This window comes from Mycobacterium sp. IDUB_19 (genome assembly GCF_055419445.1).
On the sequence record NZ_JBVAXR010000038.1, the window covers coordinates 20,896 to 46,494 of the forward strand.

Below are 25,599 nucleotides of genomic sequence, written 5' to 3' on the forward strand. Positions count from 1 at the left end.
CTTGAGCCCCCATGAGCCGCAGAAGGAACAGACACGCCATGACCCTGACGCCCGACGTTCGTAACGGCATCGACTTCAAGATCGCCGATCTGTCGCTCGCGGAATTCGGCCGCAAAGAGCTCGACCTGGCCGAATACGAGATGCCCGGCCTGATGTCGTTGCGCCGCGAGTACGCCGACGTGCAACCACTGAAGGGCGCCCGGATCTCGGGCTCGCTGCACATGACCGTGCAGACCGCGGTGCTGATCGAGACGCTGACCTCGCTGGGCGCCGAGGTGCGCTGGGCGTCGTGCAACATCTTCTCGACCCAGGACCACGCGGCAGCGGCGGTCGTCGTCGGCCCGCACGGCACGGCGGAGGAGCCCAAGGGTGTTCCGGTGTTCGCCTGGAAGGGCGAATCGCTCGAGGAGTACTGGTGGTGCGCCGAGCAGATGCTCACCTGGGAGGGCGAGCCGGCCAACATGATCCTGGACGACGGTGGTGACGCCACCATGATGGTGCTGCGCGGCGCGCAATATGAGAAGGCCGGCGTGGTGCCGCCCGCCGAGGACGACGACTCCGCCGAATGGAAAGTCTTCCTGAGCGTGCTGCGGAGCCGCTTCGAGTCGGACAAGACCAAGTGGACGAAGATCTCCGAGGCCGTCAAGGGCGTGACCGAGGAGACCACCACCGGGGTGCTGCGGCTCTACCAGTTCGCCGCGGCCGGCGACCTGGCCTTCCCGGCGATCAACGTCAACGACTCGGTGACCAAGTCCAAGTTCGACAACAAGTACGGCACCCGGCACTCGCTGATCGACGGCATCAACCGCGGCACCGACGCGCTGATCGGCGGCAAGAAGGTTCTGATCTGCGGCTACGGTGACGTCGGCAAGGGCTGCGCGGAGGCGGTGAAGGGCCAGGGGGCCCGCGTCGTCGTCACCGAGATCGACCCGATCAACGCGCTGCAGGCGCTGATGGAGGGCTTCGACGTCGTGACGGTCGAGCAGGCCATCGGCGACGCGGACATCGTCGTCACCTCGACCGGCAACAAGGACATCATTTCGCTGGACCACATGAAGGCGATGAAGGACCACGCGATCCTCGGCAACATCGGCCACTTCGACAACGAGATCGACATGGCGGCGCTGGAGCGCTCCGGGGCGACGAAGCTCAACATCAAGCCGCAGGTCGACCTGTGGACCTTCGGGGATTCCGGCAAGTCGATCATCGTGCTGTCCGAAGGCCGGCTGCTGAACCTGGGTAACGCCACCGGGCACCCGTCGTTCGTGATGAGCAACAGCTTCGCCAACCAGACGATCGCCCAGATCGAGCTGTGGACCAAGAACGACGAGTACGACAACGAGGTGTACCGGCTGCCCAAGCACCTGGACGAGAAGGTGGCCCGGATTCACGTCGAGGCGCTCGGCGGCACGCTCACCAAGCTGACCAAGGAGCAGGCCGAATACCTCGGGATCGACGTCGAGGGCCCGTACAAGCCGGACCACTACCGCTACTGATCGACGCTTTCGCGCCGTGCTGATCGCGATCGAGGGCGTCGACGGTTCCGGCAAGCGGACGCTGACCGAAAGGCTGCAGGCCGCGTTCGAGGCCGACGGGAAATCGGTGGCGACGCTGGCCTTCCCGCGGTACGGGCAGTCGGTGACCGCCGACATCGCGGCCGAGGCGCTGCACGGCGAGCACGGAGACCTCGCATCGTCGGTGTATGCGATGGCGACGCTCTTCGCGCTGGACCGCGCCGGCGCGATCGAAGAGATCGACGCGCTGACCCATGCCCATGACGTGCTGATACTCGATCGCTACGTCGCCTCCAACGCCGCCTACAGCGCGGCGCGCCTGCGTCAGGACGCCGATGGGGAGGCGGTGGCCTGGGTGCGGCACCTGGAGTATGAGCGATTGGCGCTTCCTACGCCCGACTGGCAGGTGCTGCTCGCGGTGTCCACGGAACTCGCCGGGCACCGGGCGCGCAGCCGCGCGCAGAGTGATCCCGGCCGGGCGCGAGACAGCTACGAACGCGACGACGAACTGCAGCGGCGCACCGGCGCGGTGTACGCCGGACTGGCCGAAGCGGGCTGGGCAGGGCGATGGCTGGTGGTCGATGCAGACGTCGATCCGAGCCGCTTAGCCGCCGATTTGATCGCCGGATAGCACAAATTTGTCACGATTTGGCCCTATCCAATGAGAAACGCCCGTGTGGCGCCCGAGTTTTGTCCCGATCTGGTGACACCATGGACTCCATGAGGCAAAGGATTTTGGTCGTCGATGACGACGCTTCGCTTGCGGAGATGCTGACCATCGTTCTTCGTGGGGAGGGTTTCGACACTGCGGTCATCGGTGATGGCACGCAGGCTCTGACCGCGGTGCGCGAGCTGCGGCCCGACCTGGTGCTGCTGGACCTGATGTTGCCCGGCATGAACGGCATCGACGTGTGCCGGGTACTACGCGCCGATTCCGGCGTTCCGATTGTGATGTTGACGGCCAAGACCGACACCGTGGATGTGGTGCTGGGCTTGGAGTCGGGTGCCGACGACTACATCATGAAGCCGTTCAAGCCCAAGGAGCTGGTCGCCCGGGTGCGGGCGCGGCTGCGGCGCAACGACGACGAGCCCGCCGAGATGCTCTCCATCGCCGACGTCGAGATCGACGTGCCGGCACACAAGGTCACTCGGAACGGCGAGCAGATCTCCCTGACGCCACTCGAGTTCGACCTGCTGGTAGCGCTGGCACGCAAACCGCGCCAGGTGTTTACTCGTGATGTGCTGCTCGAACAGGTGTGGGGATATCGTCACCCAGCGGACACCCGCTTGGTGAACGTGCACGTCCAGCGTCTGCGGGCCAAGGTCGAGAAAGACCCTGAGAACCCGACTGTGGTGTTGACCGTTCGAGGAGTGGGTTACAAGGCCGGACCTCCGTGATCCGCGCCGGCGACGATGCAGAGCGCAGCGATGAGGAGAAGCGGCGCGTAGGCACAGCCGGCGAGCGTCACGATACGGAGCGCCGCCATTGATCTGGGGTTCGCGGCGACGCATTCACGGTCACCGCTGGGGGCGCACCGGCCCCATGACTCGAGGCATGAGTGCGTTGAGTCGAGCCGTCGGCATTGCCTGGCGCCGTTCGCTGCAGCTGCGAGTCGTGGCGTTGACTCTGGGTCTGTCCTTGGCGGTGATCTTGGCGCTCGGCTTCGTGCTGACCAGCCAGGTCACCAACCGCGTTCTTGACGTCAAGGTCAAGGCGGGCATCGAGCAGATCGAACGGGCGCGCACCACCGTCGGCGGGATCGTCAACGGCGAGGAGTCGCGCTCGCTGGACAGCAGCCTGCAACTGGCCCGCAACACGTTGACGTCGAAAACTGATCCGGCCTCCGGTCCCGGTCTTGCCGGCGCGTTTGACGTGGTGCTGATGGTGCCGGGCGACGGCCCGCGCGCCGCGACCGCGGCCGGACCGGTCGATCAAGTGCCTGCCTCGTTGCGTGGCTTCGTCAAGGCGGGGCAGGCGGCCTATCAATACGCCACGGTGCACACCGAAGGCTTTTCCGGGCCGGCGCTGATCGTCGGCACACCGGCGTCGTCGCAGGTGGCGAACCTGGAGCTTTACCTGATCTTCCCGCTCACCAGCGAGCAGGCCACGATCACGCTGGTCCGCGGCACGATGATTACCGGTGGCGCGGTGCTGCTGGTGCTGCTGGCCGGAATCGCGCTGCTGGTATCGCGCCAGGTGGTGGTGCCGGTGCGGTCTGCGTCGCGGATCGCCGAACGTTTCTCCGAGGGGCATCTGTCCGAACGCATGCCGGTGCGCGGCGAAGACGACATGGCGCGGCTGGCGGTGTCGTTCAACGACATGGCGGAAAGTCTGTCCCGGCAGATCACTCAGCTCGAGGAGTTCGGCAACCTGCAGCGCCGGTTCACCTCCGATGTCAGCCACGAACTTCGCACCCCGCTGACCACCGTGCGGATGGCCGCCGACTTGATCTACGACCACAGCGACGACCTGGACCCGACGCTGCGCCGGTCGACCGAGCTGATGGTCAACGAGCTCGACCGCTTCGAGTCGCTGCTCAGCGACCTGCTGGAGATCTCCCGGCACGACGCCGGTGTGGCCGAGCTGTCCGTCGAGGCGGTCGACCTGCGCACCACCGTGCAGAGCGCGCTGGGCGACGTGGGACACCTGGCCGAGGACGCCGGCATCGAGCTGCAGGTGGACACGCCCGCCGAGGAGGTGATCGCCGAGGTCGACCCGCGCCGGGTGGAACGCATCCTGCGCAACTTGATCGCCAACGCCATCGACCACGCCGAGCACAAGCCGGTGCAGATACGGATGGGAGTCGACGAAGATACGGTCGCCGTCACGGTCCGCGACTACGGGGTGGGGTTGCGGCCCGGCGAGGAGAAGCTGGTGTTCAGCAGGTTCTGGCGGTCCGACCCGTCGCGGGTGCGTCGTTCCGGCGGGACCGGGCTGGGGCTGGCGATCAGCGTCGAGGATGCGCGACTGCACCAGGGCCGGCTGGAGGCATGGGGCGAGCCGGGTCAGGGCGCCTGCTTCCGACTCACGCTGCCCATGACGCGTGGCCACAAGGTCACTACCAGCCCGTTGCCGATGAAACCGATCCCACAGCAGCCACCTCAGGGCGCGGCCGACCAACAACCCGGCAACGAACGTTCGCGCCAACACGAGCACGCCGACAGGAGCGGGTAATGCGGCGCCTGCTCCTCGGGCTGTTGGCGGTGCTGCTCGCCGGCTGTGCGGGCGTACCCAGTTCGTCGGCGCCGCAGGCCATCGGCACCGTGGAACGACCCGCGCCGTCGAATCTGCCCAAGCCGACACCGGGCATGGATCCCGATGTATTGCTGCGCGAATTCCTCAAGGCCACAGCCGATCCGGCCAACCGGCATCTGGCGGCACGGCAGTTCCTCACCCAGTCGGCATCCAACGCCTGGGACGATGCCGGTAGCGCACTGCTGATCGACCACGTGGTGTTCGTCGAAACCCGTGGCGCCGAACGGGTTTCGGCGACGATGCGGGCAGACATCCTGGGCTCGCTGTCCGACGTCGGGGTGTTCGAAACAGCCGAGGGCGTGCTGCCGGACCCGGGTCAGATCGAGTTGGTCAAGACATCCGGCGGCTGGCGCATCGACAAGCTGCCCAACGGGGTTTTCCTGGACTGGCAGCAGTTTCAGGCGACCTACAAGCGCAACACGCTGTACTTCGCCGACCCGACCGGCAAGACGGTGGTCCCCGACCCGCGCTACGTCGCGGTCGCCGATCACGATCAGCTGGCCACTGAACTCATGTCCAAGCTGCTGGCCGGGCCGCGGCCCGAGATGGCGCACACGGTCCGCAACTTGCTCGCCCCGCCGCTGCGGCTGCGCGGGCCGGTGACCCGGGCCGACGGCGGCAAGAACGGCATCGGGCGCGGTTACGGCGGCGCGCGCATCGATTTGCAGAAGCTCTCGACCACCGATCCGCACAGTAGGCAATTGCTTGCCGCACAGATCATTTGGACGCTGGCCCGCGCCGACATCCGGGGTCCGTACGTGATCAACGCCGACGGGGCACCGCTGGATGACAGGTTCGCCGAAGGGTGGACCACCTCCGACGTCGCGGCCACCGACCCCGGCGTGGCCGACGGCGCCGGCGCGGGGATGCACGCCCTGATCAATGGATCGCTGGTCGGCCTGGACGGACAGCGGGCCGCCACGGTGCCCGGCGCTTTCGGCCGGATGGGCGACCAGACGCTGGCCGCGCTGTCCCGCAGCGGCCGGCAGGTGGCGTCCGTCGTGACCCTGCACCGCGGCGCCCCGGACATGGCGGAGTCACTCTGGATCGGCGATCTGGGCGGCGAGGCGGTCCAATCCGCCGACGGGCACAGCTTGTCGCGTCCCAGCTGGTCGCTGGACGACGCGGTCTGGGTGGTGGTGGACGGCAATAACGTGCTGCGGGCCATTCAGGAACCGGCGTCCGGGCAGCCCGCGCGCATCCCGGTGGATTCCGGGGCGTTGGCGAGCAAATTCCCGGGGCCGATCACCGACCTGCAACTGTCCCGGGACGGCACGCGTGCCGCGATGGTGATCGGCGGCGAGGTCATTCTCGCCGGTGTCGAGCAGACGCAGGCCGGGCAGTATGCGCTGACTTACCCGCGGCGGTTGGGTTTCGGGCTGGGCAACTCGGTGGTGTCCCTGTACTGGCGAACCGGCGACGACATGGTGGTGACTCGCAACGACGTCGCGCATCCCGTCTCGTACGTGAACCTCGACGGAGTGAACTCCGACGCGCCGGCCCACGGTTTGCAGATTCCGCTGACCGCGATCGCGGCCAACCCGTCGACCGTCTACGTTGCGGCTCCCCAAGGGGTGCTGCAGTATTCGGCGTCTGCTCCGGAAAGCCAGCAGACCTGGTCGGACGTACCGGGCTTGATGGTCGGTGGCGCCGCGCCGGTGCTGCCGGGGTAACCGCAGCGGTGCGGCGCTGAGTGTCACCCCCTCCGGCGACACTGGTGCCGTGCTTGATTTGATCCTGCCGTTGGAATGCGGCGGCTGCGGGACACCGTCGACCCGCTGGTGCGACGCGTGCGCCATGGAACTCGTCGTCAAGCCCGACGAACCGCACCTGATCAGTCCGCGCGTCGACCCCCAAGCGCCGGTGTTCGCGCTCGGCCGCTACGCCGGCGCCCGTCGCCAGGCGATTCTCGCGATGAAGGAGCACGGTCGCGGCGACCTCGTCGCGCCGCTTGCCCAAGCGCTTGCGGTCGGCGTACACCGGCTGCTGGCCTGGGGGATCGTCGAGACCCCGTTGACGATCGTGCCCGCGCCGACCCGGCGTTGGGCGGCACGCCGGCGCGGCGGCGATCCCGTCACCCGTTTGGCCACGGCCGCGATCGCCCGACATCCGGACGTCACCGTCGTTGCGGCGTTGCGCATGCGGGCGCTCACTCGTGACTCGGTGGGCCTCGGGACCGCCGAGCGCGAGCGCAACATCGCGGACCGGGTGCTGCTGCGAGGCCGGCGGCCGCGCACCGAGGTCCTGCTCGTCGACGACATCGTCACCACCGGCACGACTGCGCGCGAGTCGGTCCGGATGCTGTCCGCCGCCGGGGTGCGGGTGACCGCGGTGCTGGCGATCGCCGTCGCCTGAATCGGCGCATATCGTCGCAACCAGTGAAATTGCCAAGAAGACGTGAAGAACTCGCTACGGGTTCATCAATTCGGTGGCACGGCAGGGCGAACACGAGCTAACGTCGAGGACAACGTTCAACAACTCTTCGGGACTCACTGGTTCCGACTCACGGGTCGCGATTTCCCAGGTTGAGACGCCAAGTGCGGAGGGGGTGAGCATTCGACACCTTGCACCGGCGGGCTGCCTGCGGCGGTGGCTCTTCCAAAACCGCTCCCACCCCGTCGACGCACTCTGAAGAAATCAGGCACGCAGGCGCGTGCGACGTGAAAAGAGAAATGAGTTGTCACGTATGTCAAGACTCACCGTGGATTCCACTCAGCTCCTGGACGAACCGCCGGTAGCTATCGACGCCGATGAACCGACAGCCACCGCCGAGGTCGTCTTCAAAGGCCGCAACGTCGAGATTCCCGATCACTTCCGCGTGTACGTCTCGCAGAAACTCGCCCGCGCGGAACGCTTCGACAAGACCATCTATCTCTTCGACGTCGAACTCAAGCATGAACGCAACCGTCGCCAACGTAAGTCCTGTCAGCGCGTGGAGATCACCGCGCGGGGCCGTGGGCCGGTAGTCCGCGGCGAGGCCTGCGCCGACAGCTTCTATGCCGCGCTCGAGTCCGCGGTGGTTCGGCTGGAGAGCCGGCTGCGCCGCGGCAAGGATCGCCGCAAGGTCCATTACGGCGAAAAGACCCCCGTCTCGCTGGCCGAGGCCACCGCGGTGGCCCCACCGCCGGCGAAGGCCTTCGGAAACGACGCGTCCGCGGAGGCGCACCAGCACGACACCGGCGACGATGATCACCAGCCGGGGAGGGTGGTGCGCACCAAAGAGCACCAGGCCACCCCGATGTCGGTCGACGACGCGCTCTACGAGATGGAACTCGTCGGACATGACTTCTTCTTGTTCTACGACAAGCAGACCGAGCGGCCGTCGGTGGTCTACCGCCGCCACGCATATGACTACGGACTGATCCGGCTGTCCTGACGGGTCGCCGCGTCGGCGGCCATCACGGCGTCGTCCCCTACCATGGGAGTCGCTTTAACGAATAAGACTCCAACCAACAGGGGACAAAGCTGTGCTGGAAAAGCTGCTGCGCCTCGGTGAAGGTCGCATGGTCAAGCGCCTCAAGCGGGTGGCCGACTATGTCAACACCTTGTCCGACGATGTCGAAAAACTCACCGACGCCGAGCTGCGGGCCAAGACCGACGAGTTCCGCAAGCGGCTCGAGGACGGCGAAACCCTCGATGAGCTGCTGCCCGAGGCGTTCGCGGTGGCCCGCGAGGCCGCCTGGCGGGTGCTCGACCAGCGCCCCTTCGACGTGCAGGTGATGGGTGCCGCGGCACTGCACCTGGGCAACGTCGCCGAGATGAAGACCGGTGAGGGCAAGACCCTGACCTGTGTGTTGCCCGCTTACCTCAATGCGCTGGCCGGAAACGGCGTCCACGTCGTCACCGTCAACGACTATCTGGCCAAACGCGACAGCGAGTGGATGGGCCGGGTGCACCGCTTCCTCGGGCTGCAGGTCGGGGTGATCCTGGCCAACATGACGCCCGACGAACGCCGGGTGGCCTACCACGCCGACGTCACCTACGGCACCAACAACGAGTTCGGCTTCGACTACCTGCGCGACAACATGGCGCACTCGCTGGAAGACCTGGTGCAGCGGGGGCACACCTTCGCCATCGTCGACGAGGTGGACTCGATCCTTATCGACGAGGCCCGCACCCCGCTGATCATCTCCGGGCCCGCCGACGGCGCGTCCAACTGGTACCTCGAATTCGCCCGGCTGGCCCCGCTGATGGAGAAGGACACCCACTACGAGGTCGACCTGCGCAAACGCACCGTCGGTGTGCACGAGCTCGGGGTGGAGTTTGTCGAGGATCAGCTCGGCATCGACAACCTCTACGAGGCCGCCAACTCCCCGCTGGTCAGCTACCTGAACAACGCGCTGAAGGCCAAAGAGCTGTTCAACCGCGACAAGGACTACATCGTCCGCGACGGCGAGGTCCTCATCGTCGACGAGTTCACCGGTCGCGTGCTGATCGGCCGCCGGTACAACGAAGGCATGCACCAGGCCATCGAGGCCAAGGAGCACGTCGAGATCAAGGCCGAAAACCAGACGCTGGCCACGATCACGCTGCAGAACTACTTCCGGCTCTACGACAAGCTGGCCGGCATGACCGGCACCGCCCAAACCGAGGCGGCCGAACTGCACGAGATCTACAAGCTCGGCGTGGTCTGCATCCCGACCAACAAGGAGATGATCCGCGAAGACCAGTCCGACCTGATCTACAAGACCGAGGAAGCCAAGTACATCGCGGTCGTCGACGACGTCGAGGAGCGCTACGAGAAGGGCCAGCCGGTCCTGATCGGCACCACCAGCGTCGAGCGCTCGGAGTATCTGTCGCGTCAATTCCAGAAACGGCGCATCCCGCACAACGTGCTCAACGCGAAGTACCACGAGCAGGAAGCCGGCATCATCGCGGTGGCCGGCCGCCGGGGCGGCATCACCGTCGCCACCAACATGGCCGGCCGCGGTACCGACATCGTGCTGGGCGGCAACGTCGACTTCCTCACCGACCAGCGACTGCGCGCCGCCGGCCTCGACCCGGTGGAGACACCCGACGAGTACGAGGCGGCCTGGCACCAGGAACTGCCCAAGGTCAAGGAGGAGGCCGGCACCGAGGCGACCGAGGTGATCGAGGCCGGTGGCCTGTACGTGCTGGGCACCGAACGCCACGAGTCGCGCCGCATCGACAACCAGCTGCGCGGCCGCTCCGGGCGGCAGGGTGACCCGGGAGAATCCCGCTTCTACCTGTCACTGGGCGACGAGCTCATGCGCCGGTTCAACGGTGCGGCGTTGGAGTCGCTGCTGACCCGGCTGAACCTGCCCGACGATGTGCCGATCGAAGCCAAGATGGTCACCCGGGCCATCAAGAGCGCCCAAACCCAGGTCGAGCAGCAGAACTTCGAGGTCCGCAAGAACGTCCTCAAGTACGACGAGGTGATGAACCAGCAGCGCAAGGTGATCTACGCCGAGCGCCGTCGGATTCTCGAAGGCGAGAACCTGCAGGAGCAGGCGTTCGACATGGTGCGCGACGTCATCACCGCCTATGTGGATGGCGCGACGGCCGAGGGCTATGCCGAGGATTGGGACCTTGACGCGTTGTGGTCGGCGCTCAAGACGCTGTACCCGGTCGGTATCGCGCACGAGAGCCTCACTCGTCGAGACGCCGACTCCGAGCACGACGATCTCACCCGCGACGAGCTGTTCGACGCGCTCGTCAAAGACGCCGAACAGGCTTATGCCACAAGGGAAGCCGAACTGGAGGAAATCGCCGGCGAGGGAGCGATGCGGCAGCTGGAACGCAATGTCTTGCTGAACGTCATCGACCGCAAGTGGCGCGAGCACCTCTACGAGATGGACTACCTCAAGGAGGGCATCGGGCTGCGCGCGATGGCGCAGCGCGACCCGCTGGTCGAGTACCAGCGCGAGGGCTACGACATGTTCATGGCCATGCTCGACGGCATGAAAGAGGAGTCGGTCGGCTTCTTGTTCAACGTCACCGTGGAGGCGGTGCCCTCTCCCCAGGTCGCTCCGGTTGAAACTCCGGCGGGGCTGGCGGAATTGGGGACGTCGACGGCCGCTGCCGACGAACAGCAGGATGACACTTCCGTCGCCGCGCCCGCCGCGGTGCGGGAACAGGTTCCGAGCACGTTGCGCGCCAAGGGCATTGACAACGAGGCCCCCGCTCTGACGTATTCCGGTCCGGCAGAGGACGGTTCGGCGGAGGTTCAGCGCAACGGCGGTGGCGCGCAGAAGACTCCGGCCGGAGTACCCGCCGGTGCCAGCCGGCGCGAGCGGCGCGCCGCCGCACGCCAACAAGGCCGGGGCGCCAAGCCGCCGAAGTCGGTCAAGAAGCGCTGAATAATTGAGGCATAAGCCTCATGCCCCGTCGTGGCCGCGCCGCGCAACATCGGTGCATGACCACGTTGCACACTCCCGCCGATGCTGCCTCGGCCGTTCTGCATAACCCCGTCGTGCCGGACGGGGACGACGAACGATTCGTCGGCTTCGGTGTGATGGGCTTGCCCTTCGTCAACGGGCATTACCTTGCCCTGCGCCACTTTCCGGCAACAACCTTCTCGCCCGGATACCGGTCCGTGTGGCACCGCGACCCCGACGGCGTCTGGACGTTCTATGCGACAACGCCGGGTCCGCAGAGCTGCGCTCGCTACTTCAGCTCGGCCACAGCGCGGGATGCGGTGCAGTGCGACATCGACGTCGCGTGGGTGACGCCGTGGTCGCTCTACGTCGGCATCACGGGACTGCTCAAGTGGGCAATCGACTTGCGCGCAACCTTGCCGACGCGGCTGATGAGCGCGATCGGCCGGCGGCTGCCGGACGGGGCGTGGACCAACCGGGTGGTGCTGGGTGCCATGGGCCGAGCAGCCGGCCCGACATTGGGCGCCGGACAGGTCCGGTTGTCCGGGACCGTGCCCAACGGCCAGCGATTCATGATCGCTCCCAAGCAGGTGTGGGCGGTGGCTTCCTCGCGCGCGGTGTTGGGTGGTGTGGACCTCGGAACGGTCGGGCCGCTGCCCGAGCAAGCTCATCTGCAGGGCTTTCGGCCACCGCAAAAGGGTTTGTTCGTGGTGGGTTCGGGACATTTCGAGACGTTCGACCCGAGCCGCCACCGCGCCGTGGAACGCACAATTTCGATTCGCTGACCCGGACGCAACCGAAGGGGACAATGAGCCGATGGCGTCGCACATCACCGAGCCGGCGCCGGCGGGCGAGGCACCCAGTCGGGCGGAGCTGCTGGCAGCGCTGTCGGTGGCGATCGACCTCGGCCTGGGTCAGCCCGCCGAACACATGCTGCGCTCGGCGATGATCGCGACCCGGCTCGCGGATCGACTGGGACTCGCCGACGCACAACGGGATTGCGTCTACTACACGACGTTGATCATGTGGATCGGCTGTCATGCCGACTCCCACGAATACGCTCGTTGGTTCGGCGACGACATCGCCGTGCGGCATGACTCGTACCTGGTCGACTGGTCGGGGCTGCCGTACTGGCGGTTCTTGATGGGCAACATCGGTCGCGGTCAGCCGTTGACGCAACGGCTGGTCATCATGGCGACACTGTTCGCCAATGCGCGCGGCCAACTGTCCCGGTTGATTCATTCGCATTGCACCTCGGCGGCGCTGCTGGCGGATCGAATCGGCCTGGGTCCCGACGTCCAGGCCTCGCTCGCATTCGCTTTCGAGCGTTACGACGGCGGCGGCCTGCCCGCCGGTGCGCACGGCGACGAGATCCCGATACAGATGCGGGTCGCTCAGCTCGCCGAGATGGTGGAGGTGCACCACCGCGCGTACGGCGTCGAGGGCGCCGTGGCCATGGCCCGCAGCCGCCGCGGTGGCCAGTTCGACCCGAAGGTCGTCGACACGTTCATCCAATATGCCGATCCGATTTTGGCCGGCCCGGCACCCGGCGATGCCTGGGCCGCCGCACTTCAGGACGCCCCCGATCGCCACCAGCGGCTTGACGACAACGGGCTAGACACACTCCTTGTCGCATTCGGAGACTTCGTCGACCTCAAATGCCCGTTCACCCTTGGGCATTCGCGTGCGGTGGCCGGGCTTGCCGGCGACGCGGCGCTGGCGGCCGGCGTCGACCCCGGCTCGGTGGCCCTGACCAGACGTGCGGGCCATGTCCACGACCTGGGCCGCATCGGTGTGTCGAATCAAATCTGGTCCAAGCCAGGGTCGTTGACCGCGGGCGAATTCGAGCGGGTGCGGCTGCATCCCTATCTCACCGTGCGGATCCTCAACCAGGTCCGCGGCCTTGGGCGGCTGGCGGAAGTCGCCGGCAACCACCACGAATGCCTGAACGGATCGGGATATCCACGCGGGCTCGCCGGGACCGCGCTGAGCCTGCCCGACCGCATCCTGACGGCTGCGGTCAGCTATCAATCCGGTTGCGAGCCAAGGCCTTACCGAGGTGAGCTATCATCCGGCGCGGCGACGCAGCGGCTGCACGAGCGGGTGCGTGCCGGTGAACTCGACCCCGTCGCCGTCGAGGCCGTGCTGCATGCGGCGGGACAGCCGGCCCAGCGGCCCAAGTCGCGTCCGGGCGGACTCACCCCACGCGAGATCGAGGTGCTATGCCTGGTCGCCCGCGGGGCGTCCAACAAGGAAATCGCGGCGACGTTGGTGATCAGCGAGAAGACCGCCCGCAACCACGTGGAGCGAACCTACGCCAAGATCGGGGTCTCAAATCGCATCGGCGCCAGCATGTATGCGCTGCAACAGGGGTTGTCGATTCCGTGACCGCACCCGACAGAAATTGAGGCAGTCGCCCCATTCCGTTAGGTGAAATTCGGCGGACAATCGATCCATGAGTCGATATTTGACAGTCTGTTACGGCGCAGTGGCTTATCTGCTTTTCCTGGTGTCGTTCTCGTACGCGATCGGATTTGTGGGCAACATCTGGGTGCCCCGCAGTGTCGACCACGCGCTCTCGTCCCCGGTGGGCCTGGCGGTGCTGATCGACGCAGCGTTGCTTGGCGTTTTCGCGGTCCAGCACAGCGTCATGGCGCGGCCCGCGTTCAAGAGATGGTGGACCCGGTTCGTGCCCGTCTCGATCGAGCGCAGCACCTACGTGGTCCTGGCAAGCGCCGCGCTGTTGCTGCTCTACTGGCAGTGGCGGACGCTGCCTGACATCGTTTGGGACGTGAGCCTGCCGGCGGCACGCGTGCTGTTGTGGGCGTTGTTCTGGCTCGGTTGGGCGACGGTGTTCCTCTCGTCCTTCATGGTCAGCCACTTCGACCTGTTCGGCTTGCGGCAGGTGTACCTGGCTTGGCGCGGAAAGCCCTACCGTAACTTGGACTTTCGCGTTCGGTACCTGTACCGGCTGGTGCGTCACCCGCTGATGCTCGGTTTCCTGATCGCGTTCTGGGCGGCACCCACGATGACGGTCGGACATCTGCTGTTCAGTGTGGCCACAACGGGTTACATCCTGATCGCCTTGCGGCTGGAAGAGCACGATCTGGTCGAGTCGCTAGGTGATCAATACCGCGCCTACCGCCGCGAAGTGCCGGCGCTGCTGCCGTGTCCACGCCGGCACCCGAACGCGGCGGCGGGCCAGCACTAACCCTCCACCAGGGTCGCGATCCGCTCCAGGGTGGCCCGGATTCCCGCCGCGGTCTGGCTGGGCATCGAGCCGCTGGTGATCATCGCCTTCTGCTTGTCTTGCGACACGTCCCAGGTTTCGCGGACCAGCGTGCCGGCGGCGCCTTCCGGGGCCGGGCTCAGCTCGTAGCGCCAGATGCGGCCACCCACCAGGCCGCCCATCGCGGTGGTCTGCCATGCGATGCGCCGGTCGGGTTCGTACTCGATGACGGTGTTGGTGGTGCGGTAGGGGATGAACAGTGTCTCCTTGCGGCCACGCATCGCCATCCCGAATTTCGACCCCATCGTCAGGGGAGCCGACTTCTGCGTAGCGCGATTCACCGACTCCGAACCGTCGAAGCTGGCGTGTTTGCCGGCGTCGGCCAGCAGCGCGAAGATCCTGTTCGGCGGTGCCTTGATGACCCGCTCGACGCTGAGCGTGTTTCCGTCCATTCGGTAACACTAACGCCGTTGCGCTGGGGGCACGCCCGCTTGCGGGGGAATATGAGATCGGTCTGTATCGCGGCAATCTGTGCGGTTTTCCGTTGTGGATTCCCGGTATGTTGCGGATATGGATGTCAAGGAGGTGTTGCTGCCGGGCGTCGGTCTGCGATACGAGTTCATCAGCCACAAGGGTGACCGGATCGGCATCATCGCGCGGCGCGGCGGGGACTTCGACGTCGTTCTCTATGGCTCCGACGATCCCGACCAGGCGCGGCCGGTGTTCCACCTCACCGACGAAGAGGCCGATACCGTGGCCCAGATCCTGGGCGCTCCCCGCATCGCTGAGCGGTTCACCGAGCTGACCCGCGAAGTGCCCGGCCTCGAGGCGGGTCAGGTCAACATCGAGCCGGGCAGCCCGTTCGTCGGCCGGCCGTTGGGGGACACCCAGGCTCGGACCCGCACCGGGGCGTCGATCGTCGCGATCGTGCGCGACGAGGATGTGCTCGCCTCGCCGGGTCCGGCCGAGATGCTGCGCCAACGAGACGTCTTGATTGTCATCGGCACCGAAGAGGGCATCGCCGCAGTCGAGCAGATCGTCGACAAGGGCTGAGCCAGTGCAGGTTTCGGGGGCGCTGCTGTTTCAGCTGGGCGCTCTCCTGGCCGCGCTCGCAGTGCTGGGCGGCATCTCGCGGCGATTCGCGCTCTCGCCGATTCCGGTTTACTTGATGGCGGGTCTGTCACTGGGCAAAGGCGGCATCTGGCCGGTGGCCGCCGCCGGCGAGTTCATCATGACGGGTGCGCCCATCGGCGTCGTCCTGCTGCTGCTGACCCTGGGACTGGAGTTCTCCGCAACGGAATTCGCCGCCAGCTTGCGCCACCATCTCCCGTCTGCCGGTGTCGACGTGGTCCTCAACGCAACCCCCGGTGCGGTGACGGGCTGGCTGCTGGGGCTCGACGGCATCGCGATCCTGGCCCTGGCCGGCGTCACCTATATCTCCTCCTCGGGTGTGATCGCGCGCCTGCTGGAGGATCTGCGCCGGCTCGGTAACCGCGAAACGCCGGCCGTCCTGTCGGTGCTGGTGCTCGAGGATTTCGCGATGGCCGCCTACCTGCCGCTGTTCGCGGTGCTCGCGTCGGGCGGCACCGGGCTGGAGGCGGTCGCCGGGATGGTCGTCGCGATCGGTGCTCTCATCGCCGCATTCGCCGCGTCGTATTACTGGGGCCATCACGTGGGCCGGCTGGTTGCACACGCCGACTCCGAGCAGCTGTTGCTGCGGGTGCTGGGGATCACGCTGATGGTGGCGGCATTGGCCGAATCGCTGCACGCCTCGGCGGCCGTCGGCGCGTTCCTGGTCGGGCTCACCCTGACCGGCGACACCGCGCAGCGGGCGCGCAAGGTGCTGGGTCCGCTGCGCGACCTGTTCGCCGCGATTTTCTTTGTGGCGATCGGCTTGCAGGTGGACCCGCACGAGCTGGTGCCGATGCTGCCGGTGGCACTGAGCATGGCCGTCGTGACCGCGGCGACCAAGGTCGCCACCGGAATGGTCGCAGCCCGGCGCGACGGTGTGGCCCGGCGCGGTCAGTTGCGCGCCGGCACCGCGCTCGTCGCGAGGGGCGAATTCTCCTTGATCATCATCGGATTGGCCGGTACGGCGATCCCGGTCGTGGCCGCGCTGGCGACGGCGTATGTGTTCGTCATGGCGATCCTGGGCCCGGTGCTGGCCCGATTCTCCGGCGCCCCGCCGCCCGAGGGAGCCGGATCGGCGGCCTAGCGCTCAACCGATATGGAGGGCCACCACCTGCCAGCGGGCTCCACCGGTGGCAGGTAGCTTCTCCACCCGGGCGGCGATGGCGTGGATGCGGTCCCCGCGGCTGTAGGAGCCGAACACCTCGGCGGCGTTCTCCGGATCCCGGTGCCCGGCGGGTTGCAGCCGCATGCGGCGCAGCACCGCGGCACCCTGGCGCCCGGCCGCGGACTGACTGACCGACAGCACGGAGTCGACCAGGCCGGGCACCAGCAGCGGCCGGAGCTGGGTGACCGGACGGCGGTGGTCGATGACTTCCAGCACCCGGCGCAGCGCGGCGTCGGCGAAGATCGCCGCCTGGCGCATTGCGGCCGACCAGGCCGCCGCGGTCGGCTCCGGTCGCCTGACGGCTCGCCCGCTGTAGGGGCGGCGCGGCGCGGTGCCCGTTCGGCGCGCCACGGTTGACTGCCGGCACCCGGCGACGCTGGGCGGCACATCCCGCGGCGGCGGTTCGTACTCCACGACCGGCACGACGGCGAAAGCGTCACGGGCAGGCGGGCTTTCGGGGCTGATGGTCAACGCGCACTCTCCAAGTCGTCGATGAACGAGCGGTCTGCAGGAGAGTGACAGACAATTGATCTTCAATTGCCAGTCATCATCGCATAATTCGACATCGCGCGTACCCGCGCCGTGTTGCGCCCCAGCGGACGATTACCGTGGGCGACGACATCGGGGAACGCGAAGGATTGACCTAGGAGGCCAGGCCGGCAATGGTGACCCGGTTGTCCACATCGGACGCTTCCTTCTATCGGCTGGAGAACAGCGCCACCCCGATGTACGTCGGTTCGCTGTCCATCCTGCAGCGTCCGCGGGCCGGCCTGAGTTACGAGACGCTGCTTGCCGCCGTCGAACAGCGGCTCCCGCAGATACCGCACTACCGCCAGAAGGTCCGCGAAGTGGGGGTGGGCATGGCCCGCCCGGTATGGATCGACGACGCCGATTTCGACATCACCTACCACGTACGGCGCTCCGCGTTACCGTCGCCGGGCAGCGATGAGCAGTTGCACGAACTGATTGCCCGGCTGGCCGCACGGCCCCTGGATAAGACGCGACCGTTGTGGGAGATGTACCTGGTCGAGGGCCTGGCCAACAACCGGGTCGCCCTCTACACCAAGTCGCACCAAGCGCTGATCAACGGGATGAGCGCGCTGGAGATCAACCACGTGATCGCCGACCGGACGCGGCGGCCGGCGCCGTTCCCCGAAGACATCTGGATTCCGGAACGGGAACCCGGAGCGACCCGGCTGCTGGTGGGTGCGCTGAGCGACTGGGTGATGGGGCCGGGCACCCAGCTGCAGGCCGTCGGCTCCGCGATGGCCGGGGTGGCAACCAACTACGGCGAACTGCTCAACGTGGGCCGCCGGGTTTTCGACATCGCGCGCACGGTCGCGCGCGGCACCGCGCCCAGCAGCCCGCTCAACGCCACCGTTTCGCGCCATCGGCGGTTCACCGTTGCCCGCGGAAACCTCGAGGACTACCGCGCGGTGCGCGCCCGCTACGACTGCGACATCAATGATGTGGTGCTGGCAGTGGTGACCGGCGCGTTGAGCAACTGGCTGATGTCCCGCGGGGAAGGAGTGTCGTCGAGCGCGACCATCCGGGCGATGGCACCGCTTTCCGTCTATGCCGAGGACCAACACGACTCGACGGGCCCTGGCCAGATGATCAGTCAGGTCACTCCGTTCCTGGTCGACCTGCCGGTGGGCGAGGGCAACGCGGTAGTACGGCTGTCGCAGATCGCGCATGCCACCGAATCGAATCCGTCCGCCTCGCGCCTCGTCGACGCCAGGACCATCGTCACCTTGTCGGGTTTCGCGCCACCGACCCTGCATGCCATGGGCATCCGGGTCGCGACCAGCTTCTCGGCGCGGTTGTTCAACTTGCTGATCACCAATGCTCCCGGAGCTCAGAAGCAGATGTACGTTGCCGGCGCCAAACTGCTGGAGACCTACGCGGTGCCGCCGCTGCTGCACAATCAGGCGCTGGCCATCGGTGTGACGTCCTACAACGGCACGATGTATTTCGGAATCAATGCCGATCGCGAGGCGATGAGCGACGTCGAGCTGTTGCCGGCGTTGTTGAAGCAGTCACTTGAGGAGCTGCTGGAAGCTTCTCGCTAGTTGTTGGCGGTGAAAATCAATGTGTGGATATACCATTCGTTGATGTGAGCACCTCTAACGACGGCGCGCCGGCAAAGGCGAAGAAAAAGAAGTCGCCGGCACGGAATGCGCCAAAGATCTCCGCTGCCGTCTATGGGGACGAATTGTTCCGGCTACAAACAGAATTCGTGAAGCTACAGGAGTGGGTACGGCATTCCGGCGCGCGAATCGTGATCATCTTCGAAGGCCGCGACGCCGCGGGCAAGGGTGGCGCCATCAAAAGGATCACCGAATACCTCAGCCCCCGCACCGCCCACATCGCCGCGTTGCCCGTCCCCACCGATCGGGAGCGCGGTCAGTGGTACTACCAGCGGTATATCGCCCATCTGCCCAGCAAAGGCGAAATCGTGCTGTTCGACCGGTCGTGGTACAACCGCGCCGGCATCGAGAAAGTCATGGGATTCTGCACGCCGCAAGAGCATGCGCTTTTTCTGCGGCAGACGCCGATATTCGAGCAGATGTTGATCGACGACGGGATTCTGCTTCGCAAGTACTGGTTTTCGGTTTCCGAGGGCGAGCAGCTGCGCCGTTTCAAGGCTCGCCGCAACGACCCGGTCAGACGTTGGAAACTGTCCACGACGGACCTGGAATCGGTGTATCGATGGGAGGACTATTCGCGCGCCAAAGACGCGATGATGGTGCACACCGATACTCCGGTAAGTCCTTGGTACGTCGTGGAATCCGATATCAAGAAACACGCACGGCTGAACATGATGCACCACCTGCTGTCCAGCATCGAGTACGGCGAGGTCGAACAGCCGAAAGTCGACTTGCCGGAACGTCCGGTTGTGACCGGCAACTACGAGCGTCCGGCGCGCGAGTTGTCGAAGTATGTCGACGACTACGCGGCTACCTTGATCGAGCGCTAGCGATGGGCGCTACCTCGATCCAGGTCTACATTCCGGCCACGCTGACGATGTTGGAGCAGCTTGTCGCCGATGGCTCGCTGTTGCCCGTCAATGGCACCGCGTTCGCGGTCACGCCCACATTGCGCGAGGCCTATGCCGAGGGCGATGACGACGAGCTCGCCGACGTGGCGTTGCGGGAGGCGGCGCTGGCCTCGCTGCGGCTGCTGGCCGCCCATGAAGCCGATGGAGCCGACCAGGCGGTGCGGCCGCGGCGCGCGGTGGTGGCCGCCGAAGTCGATGACGCCACCTTCCGGCCCGATCTCGACGATGCGGTGGTCAGACTCGCCGGGCCCGTCCCGCTGGAGCGGGTGATTGCCGCCTACGTCGACAACGCCGGCGCCGAGGAGGCCGTCGTGAAGGCGATCGAGGCCATCGATGCCGCTGACCTGGGAGATGAGGATGCCGATCTGATTGTCGGCGACGCGCAGGACCACGATTTGGCGTGGTACGCGAACCAGGAGCTGCCGTTCCTGCTCGACTTGTTGTGAGCACCACCGCGCGCCGACGAATGTGACGCAAACCGGGCCTTCGAGCCTGTAAAGATAACGTAACTTACGGTACCGTAGCCTTTAGTGACGGGCGCGGACGCCCTCCGAAAAATCAGGCGGAAGCTAATCGCCCGCTGCATGGAGCAGGAGCTTCCTATGGGTAAGAAATATCAATCGATCACGGCAAACGTCGTCGAAACCAAGCGTCCCACGGTCGCGGGCGCGGAGCGGCATCCCGGCTGGCATGCGCTGCGAAAGATCGCCGCGCGCATCACGACGCCGCTGCTGCCCGACGACTATCTCCATCTGGCCAACCCGCTGTGGTCGGCGCGGGAATTGCGGGGCCGCATTGTGCAGGTCCGCCGGGAAACGGAGGACTCCGCGACCCTGGTGATCAAACCGGGCTGGGGCTTCAGCTTCGACTACGAGCCGGGCCAGTACATCGGAATCGGATTGTTGGTGGACGGACGCTGGCGCTGGCGGTCATATTCGCTGACGTCGAGCCCGGTTGCGCGGTCCGGGTCCGGCCCCGAGCGCACGGTGACCATCAGCGTGAAAGCGATGCCGGAAGGCTTCCTGTCCACCCACCTGGTGGCCGGTGTCGAGCCGGGGACGATCGTGCGGCTGGCCGCACCGCAGGGCAACTTCGTGCTGCCCGACCCGGCCCCGCCGTCGATTCTGTTCCTCACCGCCGGGTCGGGGATCACGCCGGTGATGTCGATGTTGCGAACATTGGTGCGCCGCAAGCAAATTAGCGACATCCAACACGTGCATTCAGCGCCGACCGAATCGGATGTGATGTTCGGCGCCGAACTGACAGACCTGGCATCTGTCCACCCCGGGTACCGGTTGCGGGTACGCGAGACCCGGGCGCAGGGCCGACTCGACCTCGCACGCCTCGACGACGAGGTGCCGGATTGGCGCGAACGTCAAACCTGGGCCTGCGGGCCCGAGGGCATGCTCGCCCAGGCGGAGAAGGTCTGGGCGACGGCGGGCATCAGCGATCGGCTGCACCTGGAGCGATTCGCGGTGGCCAAGGCCGCACCCGCCGGTGCTGGCGGGACCGTGACGTTCGCCCGAGCCGGTCGCACGGTGGCCGCCGACGCGGCGACATCGCTGATGGACGCCGGGGAGGGTGCGGGAATCCAGATGCCTTTCGGCTGCCGGATGGGTATCTGCCAGTCGTGCGTGGTACCCCTGGTGGAGGGTCACGTGCGTGACCTGCGAACCGGGCAGGAACACGAACCCGGGAGTCGGGTACAGACCTGCATATCAGCCGCATCCGGCGATTGTGTGCTCGACATTTAAACGCTACTCATTGGTAACCTACGGAGTCGTAGGTTACGATAGCGTAGGTACTGACCACAGGAACGAACCGCCGGGAGGTGAGAACGATGGCGATCACAGACGTCGACGTATTCGCACATCTGTCGGACGCTGATATCGAAGCCCTGGGCGTTGAGCTGGATGCTATCCGCCAGGACATCGAGGACTCGCGCGGTGCGCGGGACGCCCGCTACATCCGTCGCACCATCGCAGCCCAACGCGCGCTGGAGGTGAGCGGCCGGCTGCTGCTGGCCGCCAGTTCACGCCGTTCGGCGTGGTGGGCGGGGACCGTCACGCTGGGCGTGGCCAAGATCGTCGAGAACATGGAGATCGGCCACAACGTCATGCACGGCCAGTGGGACTGGATGAACGACCCCGAGATCCACTCCTCCACGTGGGAGTGGGACATGAGCGGGTCGTCCAAGCACTGGCGCTACACCCACAACTTCGTGCACCACAAGTACACGAACATTCTCGGGATGGACGACGATGTCGGCTACGGCATGCTGCGCGTCACCCGCGATCAGCGCTGGAAGAAATTCAACGTCTTCAATCTGGTGTGGAACACCTTGCTGGCCCTCGGTTTTGAGTGGGGCGTCGGCTTGCAGCACGTCGAGATCGGCAAGATCGTCAAGAAGCGGATGGATCAGGACGAGGCTCGGCAACGGACGGATGAGTTCTTCGCCAAGGCCGGCCGCCAGTTGCTCAAGGACTATGTCGCGTTCCCGGCGCTGACCTCGCTGTCACCCGGCGCGACTTACAAGTCCACCTTGAAGGCCAATGCGGTTGCCAACGTGATCCGCAACGTGTGGGCCAACGCCGTCATCTTCTGCGGCCATTTCCCCGACGGCGCAGAGAAATTCACCAAAACCGACATGATCGGTGAAACAAAGGGCCAGTGGTACCTGCGCCAGATGCTGGGCAGTGCCAACTTCGAAGGCGGCTGGCTACTGCGGTTCATGAGCGGCAACCTGTGCCACCAGATCGAGCACCACCTGTACCCCGATCTGCCGAGCAACCGGTTGCACGAGATCTCGGTGCGGGTGCGCCAGGTTTGCGACAAGTACGACTTGCCTTACACCACAGGCCCATTCCTGGTGCAGTACGGCAAGACGTGGCGCACCATAGCCAAACTGTCGTTGCCCAACAAGTACTTGCTGGACAACGCCGACGACGCGCCGGAAACCCGGAGCGAGCGGATGTTCGCCGAACTGGAATCCGGCTTCGCCGGCACCGATCCGGCCACCGGCCGGCGGCGTGGCCTCAAGACCGCCATCGCCACCGTTCGGGGTTGGCGTCGCAACAAGCGCGCCATGAAGAAAATGGAGCAGATGCTCCGCGACGCCGACGATCTGGCGGCCTAGGCGCTGCGCCTATATCTGGGCAAAGAGCATCACCGTGGTGCCGGCGGCAGTGCACGCTTGATAGAGCGGTTCCAACCGCGTGGACTGCCGCCGGGCTACGTAACGGCATGACCAATACAGCGCCACGACCGCGAACCCGAGGGCCGCGATCCAGTCGACGGTGGTGATCCACCCGGGTCCTGCTGGCGTCCTGGACATTTCGTGTCCGGGCATTTCCATCCCGGGCATGTTCATGGCCAGCGAATCCGATGGCAGATGAGTGGTCTGGCCGCCCACGGTGCCGCTCATCACCGCGTACATCCACACCATCGCCGCCGTCATCACGGCGTAGTAGGAGTTGGTCAGTCGCACGTTGACCGCCGTGGAGGTCTGCCCGGCGCCGCGCACAAACCAGGCGCCTGCCAAGACGAAGAAGATCATCGGCCCGATTGCCGGAACGCCCATTCCGATGCGCCAGGCCATCAGGATCATGGCCGCCGCCATCGCCAGGTGTATTACATGGTTGACAGTGCTCGTGGATCGGTCACGTTGCGCGACAAGGAGATAGACGTATGTCGCAATGCTGACGCCGAAGAGCGCGGTGACGATCCACCGCAGCATGGGGTCGCCGATCAAGGGCAGGCTCCATGTTCGGACATGCGGCGAAGGGTACCCCCCTGGGGTACCTAGGTCAAGCAACGCGGCCGTCCGGCGCGCCGCCTCGTTCGTGGTGATCGGTAGAGCGGCGGACGAAGATGGCGCGCGTGCCGCCTAGGTCTACCCTCGAAGAGGTACGAGGAAAGGGTGCGCGATGCTCGCAGCGTTCGGATTCGAAACCCTGGGCGTAGTCGTCGGGGACATGTTTTTCGTCGACCCGACCCCGAACGAAGGTCAAGAAACCCCGGAACGGGGAGTCAGATTGGAACTCCGCATCGTCGACCGGGCCGAGCCGCAGGGGTCGATCTATGCGGGCATCCCGATCGCGTTCAACCGCCCGGTGTGGCGGGTGGATCTTTTCGGATCGACCGAGAGCCCGCCGGGGACGCTGGACCGGGCCCATCACCATCCGCGCTTCCACGGTTGGGAACCCGGACGCCGGAACTTCGTCCCCGAGCTGTCAGCCGACCCGGTGTCCTGGTTGGCCGATCAGCTCGCGGATCCGGCCGCGGTGCTGGCCCGCGCGGGCGTCGATGCCGATGAGGTCAGCGAGGCCGACAAAGCCGGACTCGCTGCGGCGGCGCCGGAGATTGTCGCCGCTGTGAAACGGATGCTCGACGGTGTGCGAGACGGGAAGTTAGCGCCGGCCCCCGCCGAGCCGGTTGCCGCCGCTCGTACCGGCTGGCTCTGATCTCGGCAGGCGGCCGCTACTGGATTGCGGTGCCGAAGAGATGTCCGACGCCGTAGGTGAACCCGAGACCCACAGCGCCGCCGAGCACAACGCGCAGCACCGCGCGCCATACGCTGCCACCGCCGATCCGGGCGCTGAGCGCCCCGGTGAGCGCCAAGGCCGCGAGCACCGCGACAAAGGTCACTGGCACCCGAAATTCATTGGGTGGCAACAGAATTGACACCAACGGCAGCAGCGCTCCGATGATGAACGAGGCCGCCGAGGCCGCGGCGGCTTGCCAGGGGTTGGCTAAGTCGTGGGGATTGATGTTGAGTTCGGCGTTGGCGTGGGCGGTCAGCGCATCGTGAGCGGTCAGCTCTTTGGCTACTTGCGCTGCGGTCCGAGCGGATAGACCTCGGCCCTGGTAGATGGCGGTGAGTTCGGCAAGTTCGGCCTCGGGTATGTGCCGCAACTCATGTCGCTCTATGGCCAGCTGAGCCCTTTCGCTGTCCCGTTGACTTGAAACCGAAACGAATTCACCCAGGGCCATCGAGACTGCGCCGCCCACCAGGGCCGCCAGTCCGGCGGTGAAGATCGGACCGCGCTCTGTGGTGGCCCCGGCCACACCGACCACCAGGCCGGCCACCGAGACGATGCCGTCGTTGGCACCCAACACTGCCGCCCGCAGGCTATTGAGCCGGCCGGAGCTGTGGCCGGCATGTGGTTCCGCGGCATGCGTTAACGACTCCTGAGGTGGCTGATTGTCGCCCATGCCGTCTAGCCAAGCGCATTTTCACCCAGTCGCGCCAGCAAGCCCAGCCTCATCAAACTTCGTGCACCTAGCCATAGTTAGCTTTGCCTTTGCCGGGGTGACCGACGTTATGATCGCGCTCGCCCGACCTCACAGGACGTCCGTTCTAGCCCGCCGGACAAGCCATGACGCTGGCGCCCGAGGTAGTTCACTTCGCGTAAAGGACATTTATGACCGTCATTCATGGCTTGCCCGCCCACGTGCTGCTTGTACATTTCCTTGTCGTCCTCGCACCACTGACGGCCCTGCTCGAGATCGTGTGCGCCCTGTGGCCGCGCGCCCGGCGGGGACACCTGGTCTGGTTCACCGGCATCCTTGCCGTCGTAACGATGGTGCTGACGCCGATCACGGCAAATGCCGGTGGGTGGCTTTACGACCTGCGGCGCGATCCCAGTCCGATCCTGCGCCAGCACGCCGAGTTGGGCGACACCATGATCTATTTCGCTGTTGCGCTATTGGTCGTCGCGGCCACTCTTTTAGCTCTCGGTTTGGCCGAACGTCGATCCGGCTCGCGTCACGTGGCCGTCAACGTCACCGTCGCGATCGTCGCCCTGGCCGTTGGCGTTGCGACGATGATTCAGATCTACCGCATCGGCGATGCCGGCGCACAATCAGTGTGGGGCAACGAGATAACGCATCTCAAACAGGCCAA

The 25,599-nt window shown here is 66.1% G+C and carries 24 protein-coding genes; 20 read left to right on the plus strand and 4 right to left on the minus strand.

Features of this window, described 5'->3' with window-relative positions:
* Positions 1-38 precede the first annotated feature (38 nt).
* The 11 genes from ahcY to mddA all read left to right on the plus strand — a co-directional run bounded on the left by ahcY (position 39) and on the right by mddA (position 14,319).
* A complete protein-coding gene (gene ahcY / locus ACZY0B_RS22610; protein ID WP_463766466.1) occupies positions 39-1,496 on the plus strand; it encodes an adenosylhomocysteinase in 1,458 nt (485 codons plus the stop codon).
* A 16-nt stretch (positions 1,497-1,512) separates the two neighbouring features.
* The gene (locus ACZY0B_RS22615; protein WP_463766467.1) at positions 1,513-2,145 is read left to right on the plus strand and encodes a dTMP kinase; all 633 of its coding nucleotides are present in this window, start codon (positions 1,513-1,515) and stop codon (positions 2,143-2,145) included.
* 80 nt (positions 2,146-2,225) lie between these two features.
* Positions 2,226-2,912, plus strand: coding sequence for a two-component system response regulator MtrA (gene mtrA / locus ACZY0B_RS22620; RefSeq protein WP_007168097.1), 687 nt, complete (start codon positions 2,226-2,228; stop codon positions 2,910-2,912).
* Positions 2,913-3,000: 88 nt separating this feature from the next.
* On the plus strand, positions 3,001-4,689 hold the full coding sequence (gene mtrB / locus ACZY0B_RS22625; RefSeq protein WP_463766468.1) for an MtrAB system histidine kinase MtrB: 1,689 nt from the start codon (positions 3,001-3,003) through the stop codon (positions 4,687-4,689).
* The gene (lpqB, locus tag ACZY0B_RS22630) at positions 4,689-6,443 is read left to right on the plus strand and encodes an MtrAB system accessory lipoprotein LpqB (protein ID WP_463766469.1); all 1,755 of its coding nucleotides are present in this window, start codon (positions 4,689-4,691) and stop codon (positions 6,441-6,443) included. The genes mtrB and lpqB overlap by 1 nt, the downstream gene beginning before the upstream one ends.
* 49 nt (positions 6,444-6,492) lie before the next feature.
* Positions 6,493-7,125, plus strand: coding sequence for a ComF family protein (locus ACZY0B_RS22635; RefSeq protein WP_463766470.1), 633 nt, complete (start codon positions 6,493-6,495; stop codon positions 7,123-7,125).
* A gap of 331 nt (positions 7,126-7,456) precedes the next feature.
* Positions 7,457-8,146, plus strand: a complete 690-nt coding sequence (gene hpf / locus ACZY0B_RS22640) for a ribosome hibernation-promoting factor, HPF/YfiA family (RefSeq protein ID WP_463766471.1) — start codon at positions 7,457-7,459, stop codon at positions 8,144-8,146.
* A gap of 91 nt (positions 8,147-8,237) precedes the next feature.
* On the plus strand, positions 8,238-11,090 hold the full coding sequence (gene secA, locus ACZY0B_RS22645) for a preprotein translocase subunit SecA (protein ID WP_463766472.1): 2,853 nt from the start codon (positions 8,238-8,240) through the stop codon (positions 11,088-11,090).
* Positions 11,091-11,146: 56 nt separating this feature from the next.
* The gene (locus ACZY0B_RS22650; RefSeq protein ID WP_463766473.1) at positions 11,147-11,893 is read left to right on the plus strand and encodes a hypothetical protein; all 747 of its coding nucleotides are present in this window, start codon (positions 11,147-11,149) and stop codon (positions 11,891-11,893) included.
* A gap of 31 nt (positions 11,894-11,924) precedes the next feature.
* Complete coding sequence (locus ACZY0B_RS22655; RefSeq protein WP_463766474.1) at positions 11,925-13,496, plus strand: HD domain-containing phosphohydrolase; 1,572 nt, start codon at positions 11,925-11,927, stop codon at positions 13,494-13,496.
* Between the two features lie 67 nt (positions 13,497-13,563).
* Entirely contained in the window at positions 13,564-14,319 is a 756-nt protein-coding gene (mddA, locus tag ACZY0B_RS22660; RefSeq protein WP_463766475.1) for a methanethiol S-methyltransferase, read from the plus strand.
* Here mddA and ACZY0B_RS22665 read toward each other — a convergent pair.
* On the minus strand, positions 14,316-14,789 hold the full coding sequence (locus ACZY0B_RS22665) for an SRPBCC family protein (protein WP_463766476.1): 474 nt from the start codon (positions 14,787-14,789) through the stop codon (positions 14,316-14,318). The two genes, mddA and ACZY0B_RS22665, sit on opposite strands and share 4 nt — an antisense overlap.
* 118 nt (positions 14,790-14,907) lie before the next feature.
* On the opposite strand from ACZY0B_RS22665, the gene ACZY0B_RS22670 reads away from it, so the two are divergent.
* Positions 14,908-15,390 (plus strand): cation:proton antiporter regulatory subunit, encoded by a 483-nt coding sequence (locus ACZY0B_RS22670; protein WP_463766477.1) that lies wholly within the window; start codon positions 14,908-14,910, stop codon positions 15,388-15,390.
* Between the two features lie 4 nt (positions 15,391-15,394).
* On the plus strand, positions 15,395-16,552 hold the full coding sequence (locus tag ACZY0B_RS22675; protein WP_463766478.1) for a cation:proton antiporter: 1,158 nt from the start codon (positions 15,395-15,397) through the stop codon (positions 16,550-16,552).
* 3 nt (positions 16,553-16,555) lie between these two features.
* Here the strand turns inward: ACZY0B_RS22675 and ACZY0B_RS22680 are convergent, their stop codons facing one another.
* Positions 16,556-17,104: an Rv3235 family protein gene (locus ACZY0B_RS22680; RefSeq protein WP_463766479.1), complete on the minus strand. Its 549-nt coding sequence runs from the start codon at positions 17,102-17,104 to the stop codon at positions 16,556-16,558.
* A 191-nt stretch (positions 17,105-17,295) separates the two neighbouring features.
* Between ACZY0B_RS22680 and ACZY0B_RS22685 the strand changes: the two genes are divergently transcribed.
* The 5 genes from ACZY0B_RS22685 (at position 17,296) to ACZY0B_RS22705 (ending at position 22,830) form a co-directional block, all read left to right on the plus strand.
* Entirely contained in the window at positions 17,296-18,705 is a 1,410-nt protein-coding gene (locus ACZY0B_RS22685; protein ID WP_463766480.1) for a WS/DGAT/MGAT family O-acyltransferase, read from the plus strand.
* Between the two features lie 44 nt (positions 18,706-18,749).
* Positions 18,750-19,613, plus strand: a complete 864-nt coding sequence (gene ppk2 / locus ACZY0B_RS22690; RefSeq protein ID WP_463766481.1) for a polyphosphate kinase 2 — start codon at positions 18,750-18,752, stop codon at positions 19,611-19,613.
* A 2-nt stretch (positions 19,614-19,615) separates the two neighbouring features.
* Positions 19,616-20,140, plus strand: a complete 525-nt coding sequence (locus ACZY0B_RS22695; RefSeq protein WP_463766482.1) for a DUF6912 family protein — start codon at positions 19,616-19,618, stop codon at positions 20,138-20,140.
* Positions 20,141-20,296: 156 nt separating this feature from the next.
* A complete protein-coding gene (locus ACZY0B_RS22700; protein ID WP_463766483.1) occupies positions 20,297-21,448 on the plus strand; it encodes a ferredoxin reductase in 1,152 nt (383 codons plus the stop codon).
* 86 nt (positions 21,449-21,534) lie between these two features.
* Positions 21,535-22,830: a fatty acid desaturase family protein gene (locus tag ACZY0B_RS22705; RefSeq protein ID WP_463766484.1), complete on the plus strand. Its 1,296-nt coding sequence runs from the start codon at positions 21,535-21,537 to the stop codon at positions 22,828-22,830.
* Between the two features lie 9 nt (positions 22,831-22,839).
* On the opposite strand, the gene ACZY0B_RS22710 is transcribed toward ACZY0B_RS22705, so the two are convergent.
* Complete coding sequence (locus ACZY0B_RS22710) at positions 22,840-23,445, minus strand: DUF5134 domain-containing protein (protein ID WP_463766485.1); 606 nt, start codon at positions 23,443-23,445, stop codon at positions 22,840-22,842.
* 175 nt (positions 23,446-23,620) lie between these two features.
* On the opposite strand from ACZY0B_RS22710, the gene ACZY0B_RS22715 reads away from it, so the two are divergent.
* The gene (locus tag ACZY0B_RS22715) at positions 23,621-24,157 is read left to right on the plus strand and encodes a hypothetical protein (protein ID WP_463766486.1); all 537 of its coding nucleotides are present in this window, start codon (positions 23,621-23,623) and stop codon (positions 24,155-24,157) included.
* A gap of 16 nt (positions 24,158-24,173) precedes the next feature.
* Here the strand turns inward: ACZY0B_RS22715 and ACZY0B_RS22720 are convergent, their stop codons facing one another.
* Positions 24,174-24,908, minus strand: coding sequence for a VIT1/CCC1 transporter family protein (locus ACZY0B_RS22720; protein WP_463766487.1), 735 nt, complete (start codon positions 24,906-24,908; stop codon positions 24,174-24,176).
* Positions 24,909-25,117: 209 nt separating this feature from the next.
* On the opposite strand from ACZY0B_RS22720, the gene ACZY0B_RS22725 reads away from it, so the two are divergent.
* The coding region (locus ACZY0B_RS22725) for a DUF2231 domain-containing protein (protein WP_463766488.1) at positions 25,118-25,599 on the plus strand (482 nt) is incomplete at its 3' end.

Excerpts from the sequence above, each read along its gene's own strand:
- ahcY (WP_463766466.1), top strand. The coding sequence starts at position 39 with ATGACCCTGACGCCCGACGTTCGTAACGGCATCGACTTCAAGATCGCC.
- mtrA (WP_007168097.1), top strand. The coding sequence starts at position 2,226 with ATGGACTCCATGAGGCAAAGGATTTTGGTCGTCGATGACGACGCTTCG.
- lpqB (WP_463766469.1), top strand. The coding sequence starts at position 4,689 with ATGCGGCGCCTGCTCCTCGGGCTGTTGGCGGTGCTGCTCGCCGGCTGT.
- hpf (WP_463766471.1), top strand. The coding sequence starts at position 7,457 with ATGTCAAGACTCACCGTGGATTCCACTCAGCTCCTGGACGAACCGCCG.
- ACZY0B_RS22650 (WP_463766473.1), top strand. The coding sequence starts at position 11,147 with ATGACCACGTTGCACACTCCCGCCGATGCTGCCTCGGCCGTTCTGCAT.
- ACZY0B_RS22655 (WP_463766474.1), top strand. The coding sequence starts at position 11,925 with ATGGCGTCGCACATCACCGAGCCGGCGCCGGCGGGCGAGGCACCCAGT.
- mddA (WP_463766475.1), top strand. The coding sequence starts at position 13,564 with ATGAGTCGATATTTGACAGTCTGTTACGGCGCAGTGGCTTATCTGCTT.
- ACZY0B_RS22665 (WP_463766476.1), bottom strand. The coding sequence starts at position 14,789 with ATGGACGGAAACACGCTCAGCGTCGAGCGGGTCATCAAGGCACCGCCG.
- ACZY0B_RS22670 (WP_463766477.1), top strand. The coding sequence starts at position 14,908 with ATGGATGTCAAGGAGGTGTTGCTGCCGGGCGTCGGTCTGCGATACGAG.
- ACZY0B_RS22685 (WP_463766480.1), top strand. The coding sequence starts at position 17,296 with ATGGTGACCCGGTTGTCCACATCGGACGCTTCCTTCTATCGGCTGGAG.
- ACZY0B_RS22695 (WP_463766482.1), top strand. The coding sequence starts at position 19,616 with ATGGGCGCTACCTCGATCCAGGTCTACATTCCGGCCACGCTGACGATG.
- ACZY0B_RS22700 (WP_463766483.1), top strand. The coding sequence starts at position 20,297 with ATGGGTAAGAAATATCAATCGATCACGGCAAACGTCGTCGAAACCAAG.
- ACZY0B_RS22705 (WP_463766484.1), top strand. The coding sequence starts at position 21,535 with ATGGCGATCACAGACGTCGACGTATTCGCACATCTGTCGGACGCTGAT.
- ACZY0B_RS22715 (WP_463766486.1), top strand. The coding sequence starts at position 23,621 with ATGCTCGCAGCGTTCGGATTCGAAACCCTGGGCGTAGTCGTCGGGGAC.
- ACZY0B_RS22720 (WP_463766487.1), bottom strand. The coding sequence starts at position 24,908 with ATGGGCGACAATCAGCCACCTCAGGAGTCGTTAACGCATGCCGCGGAA.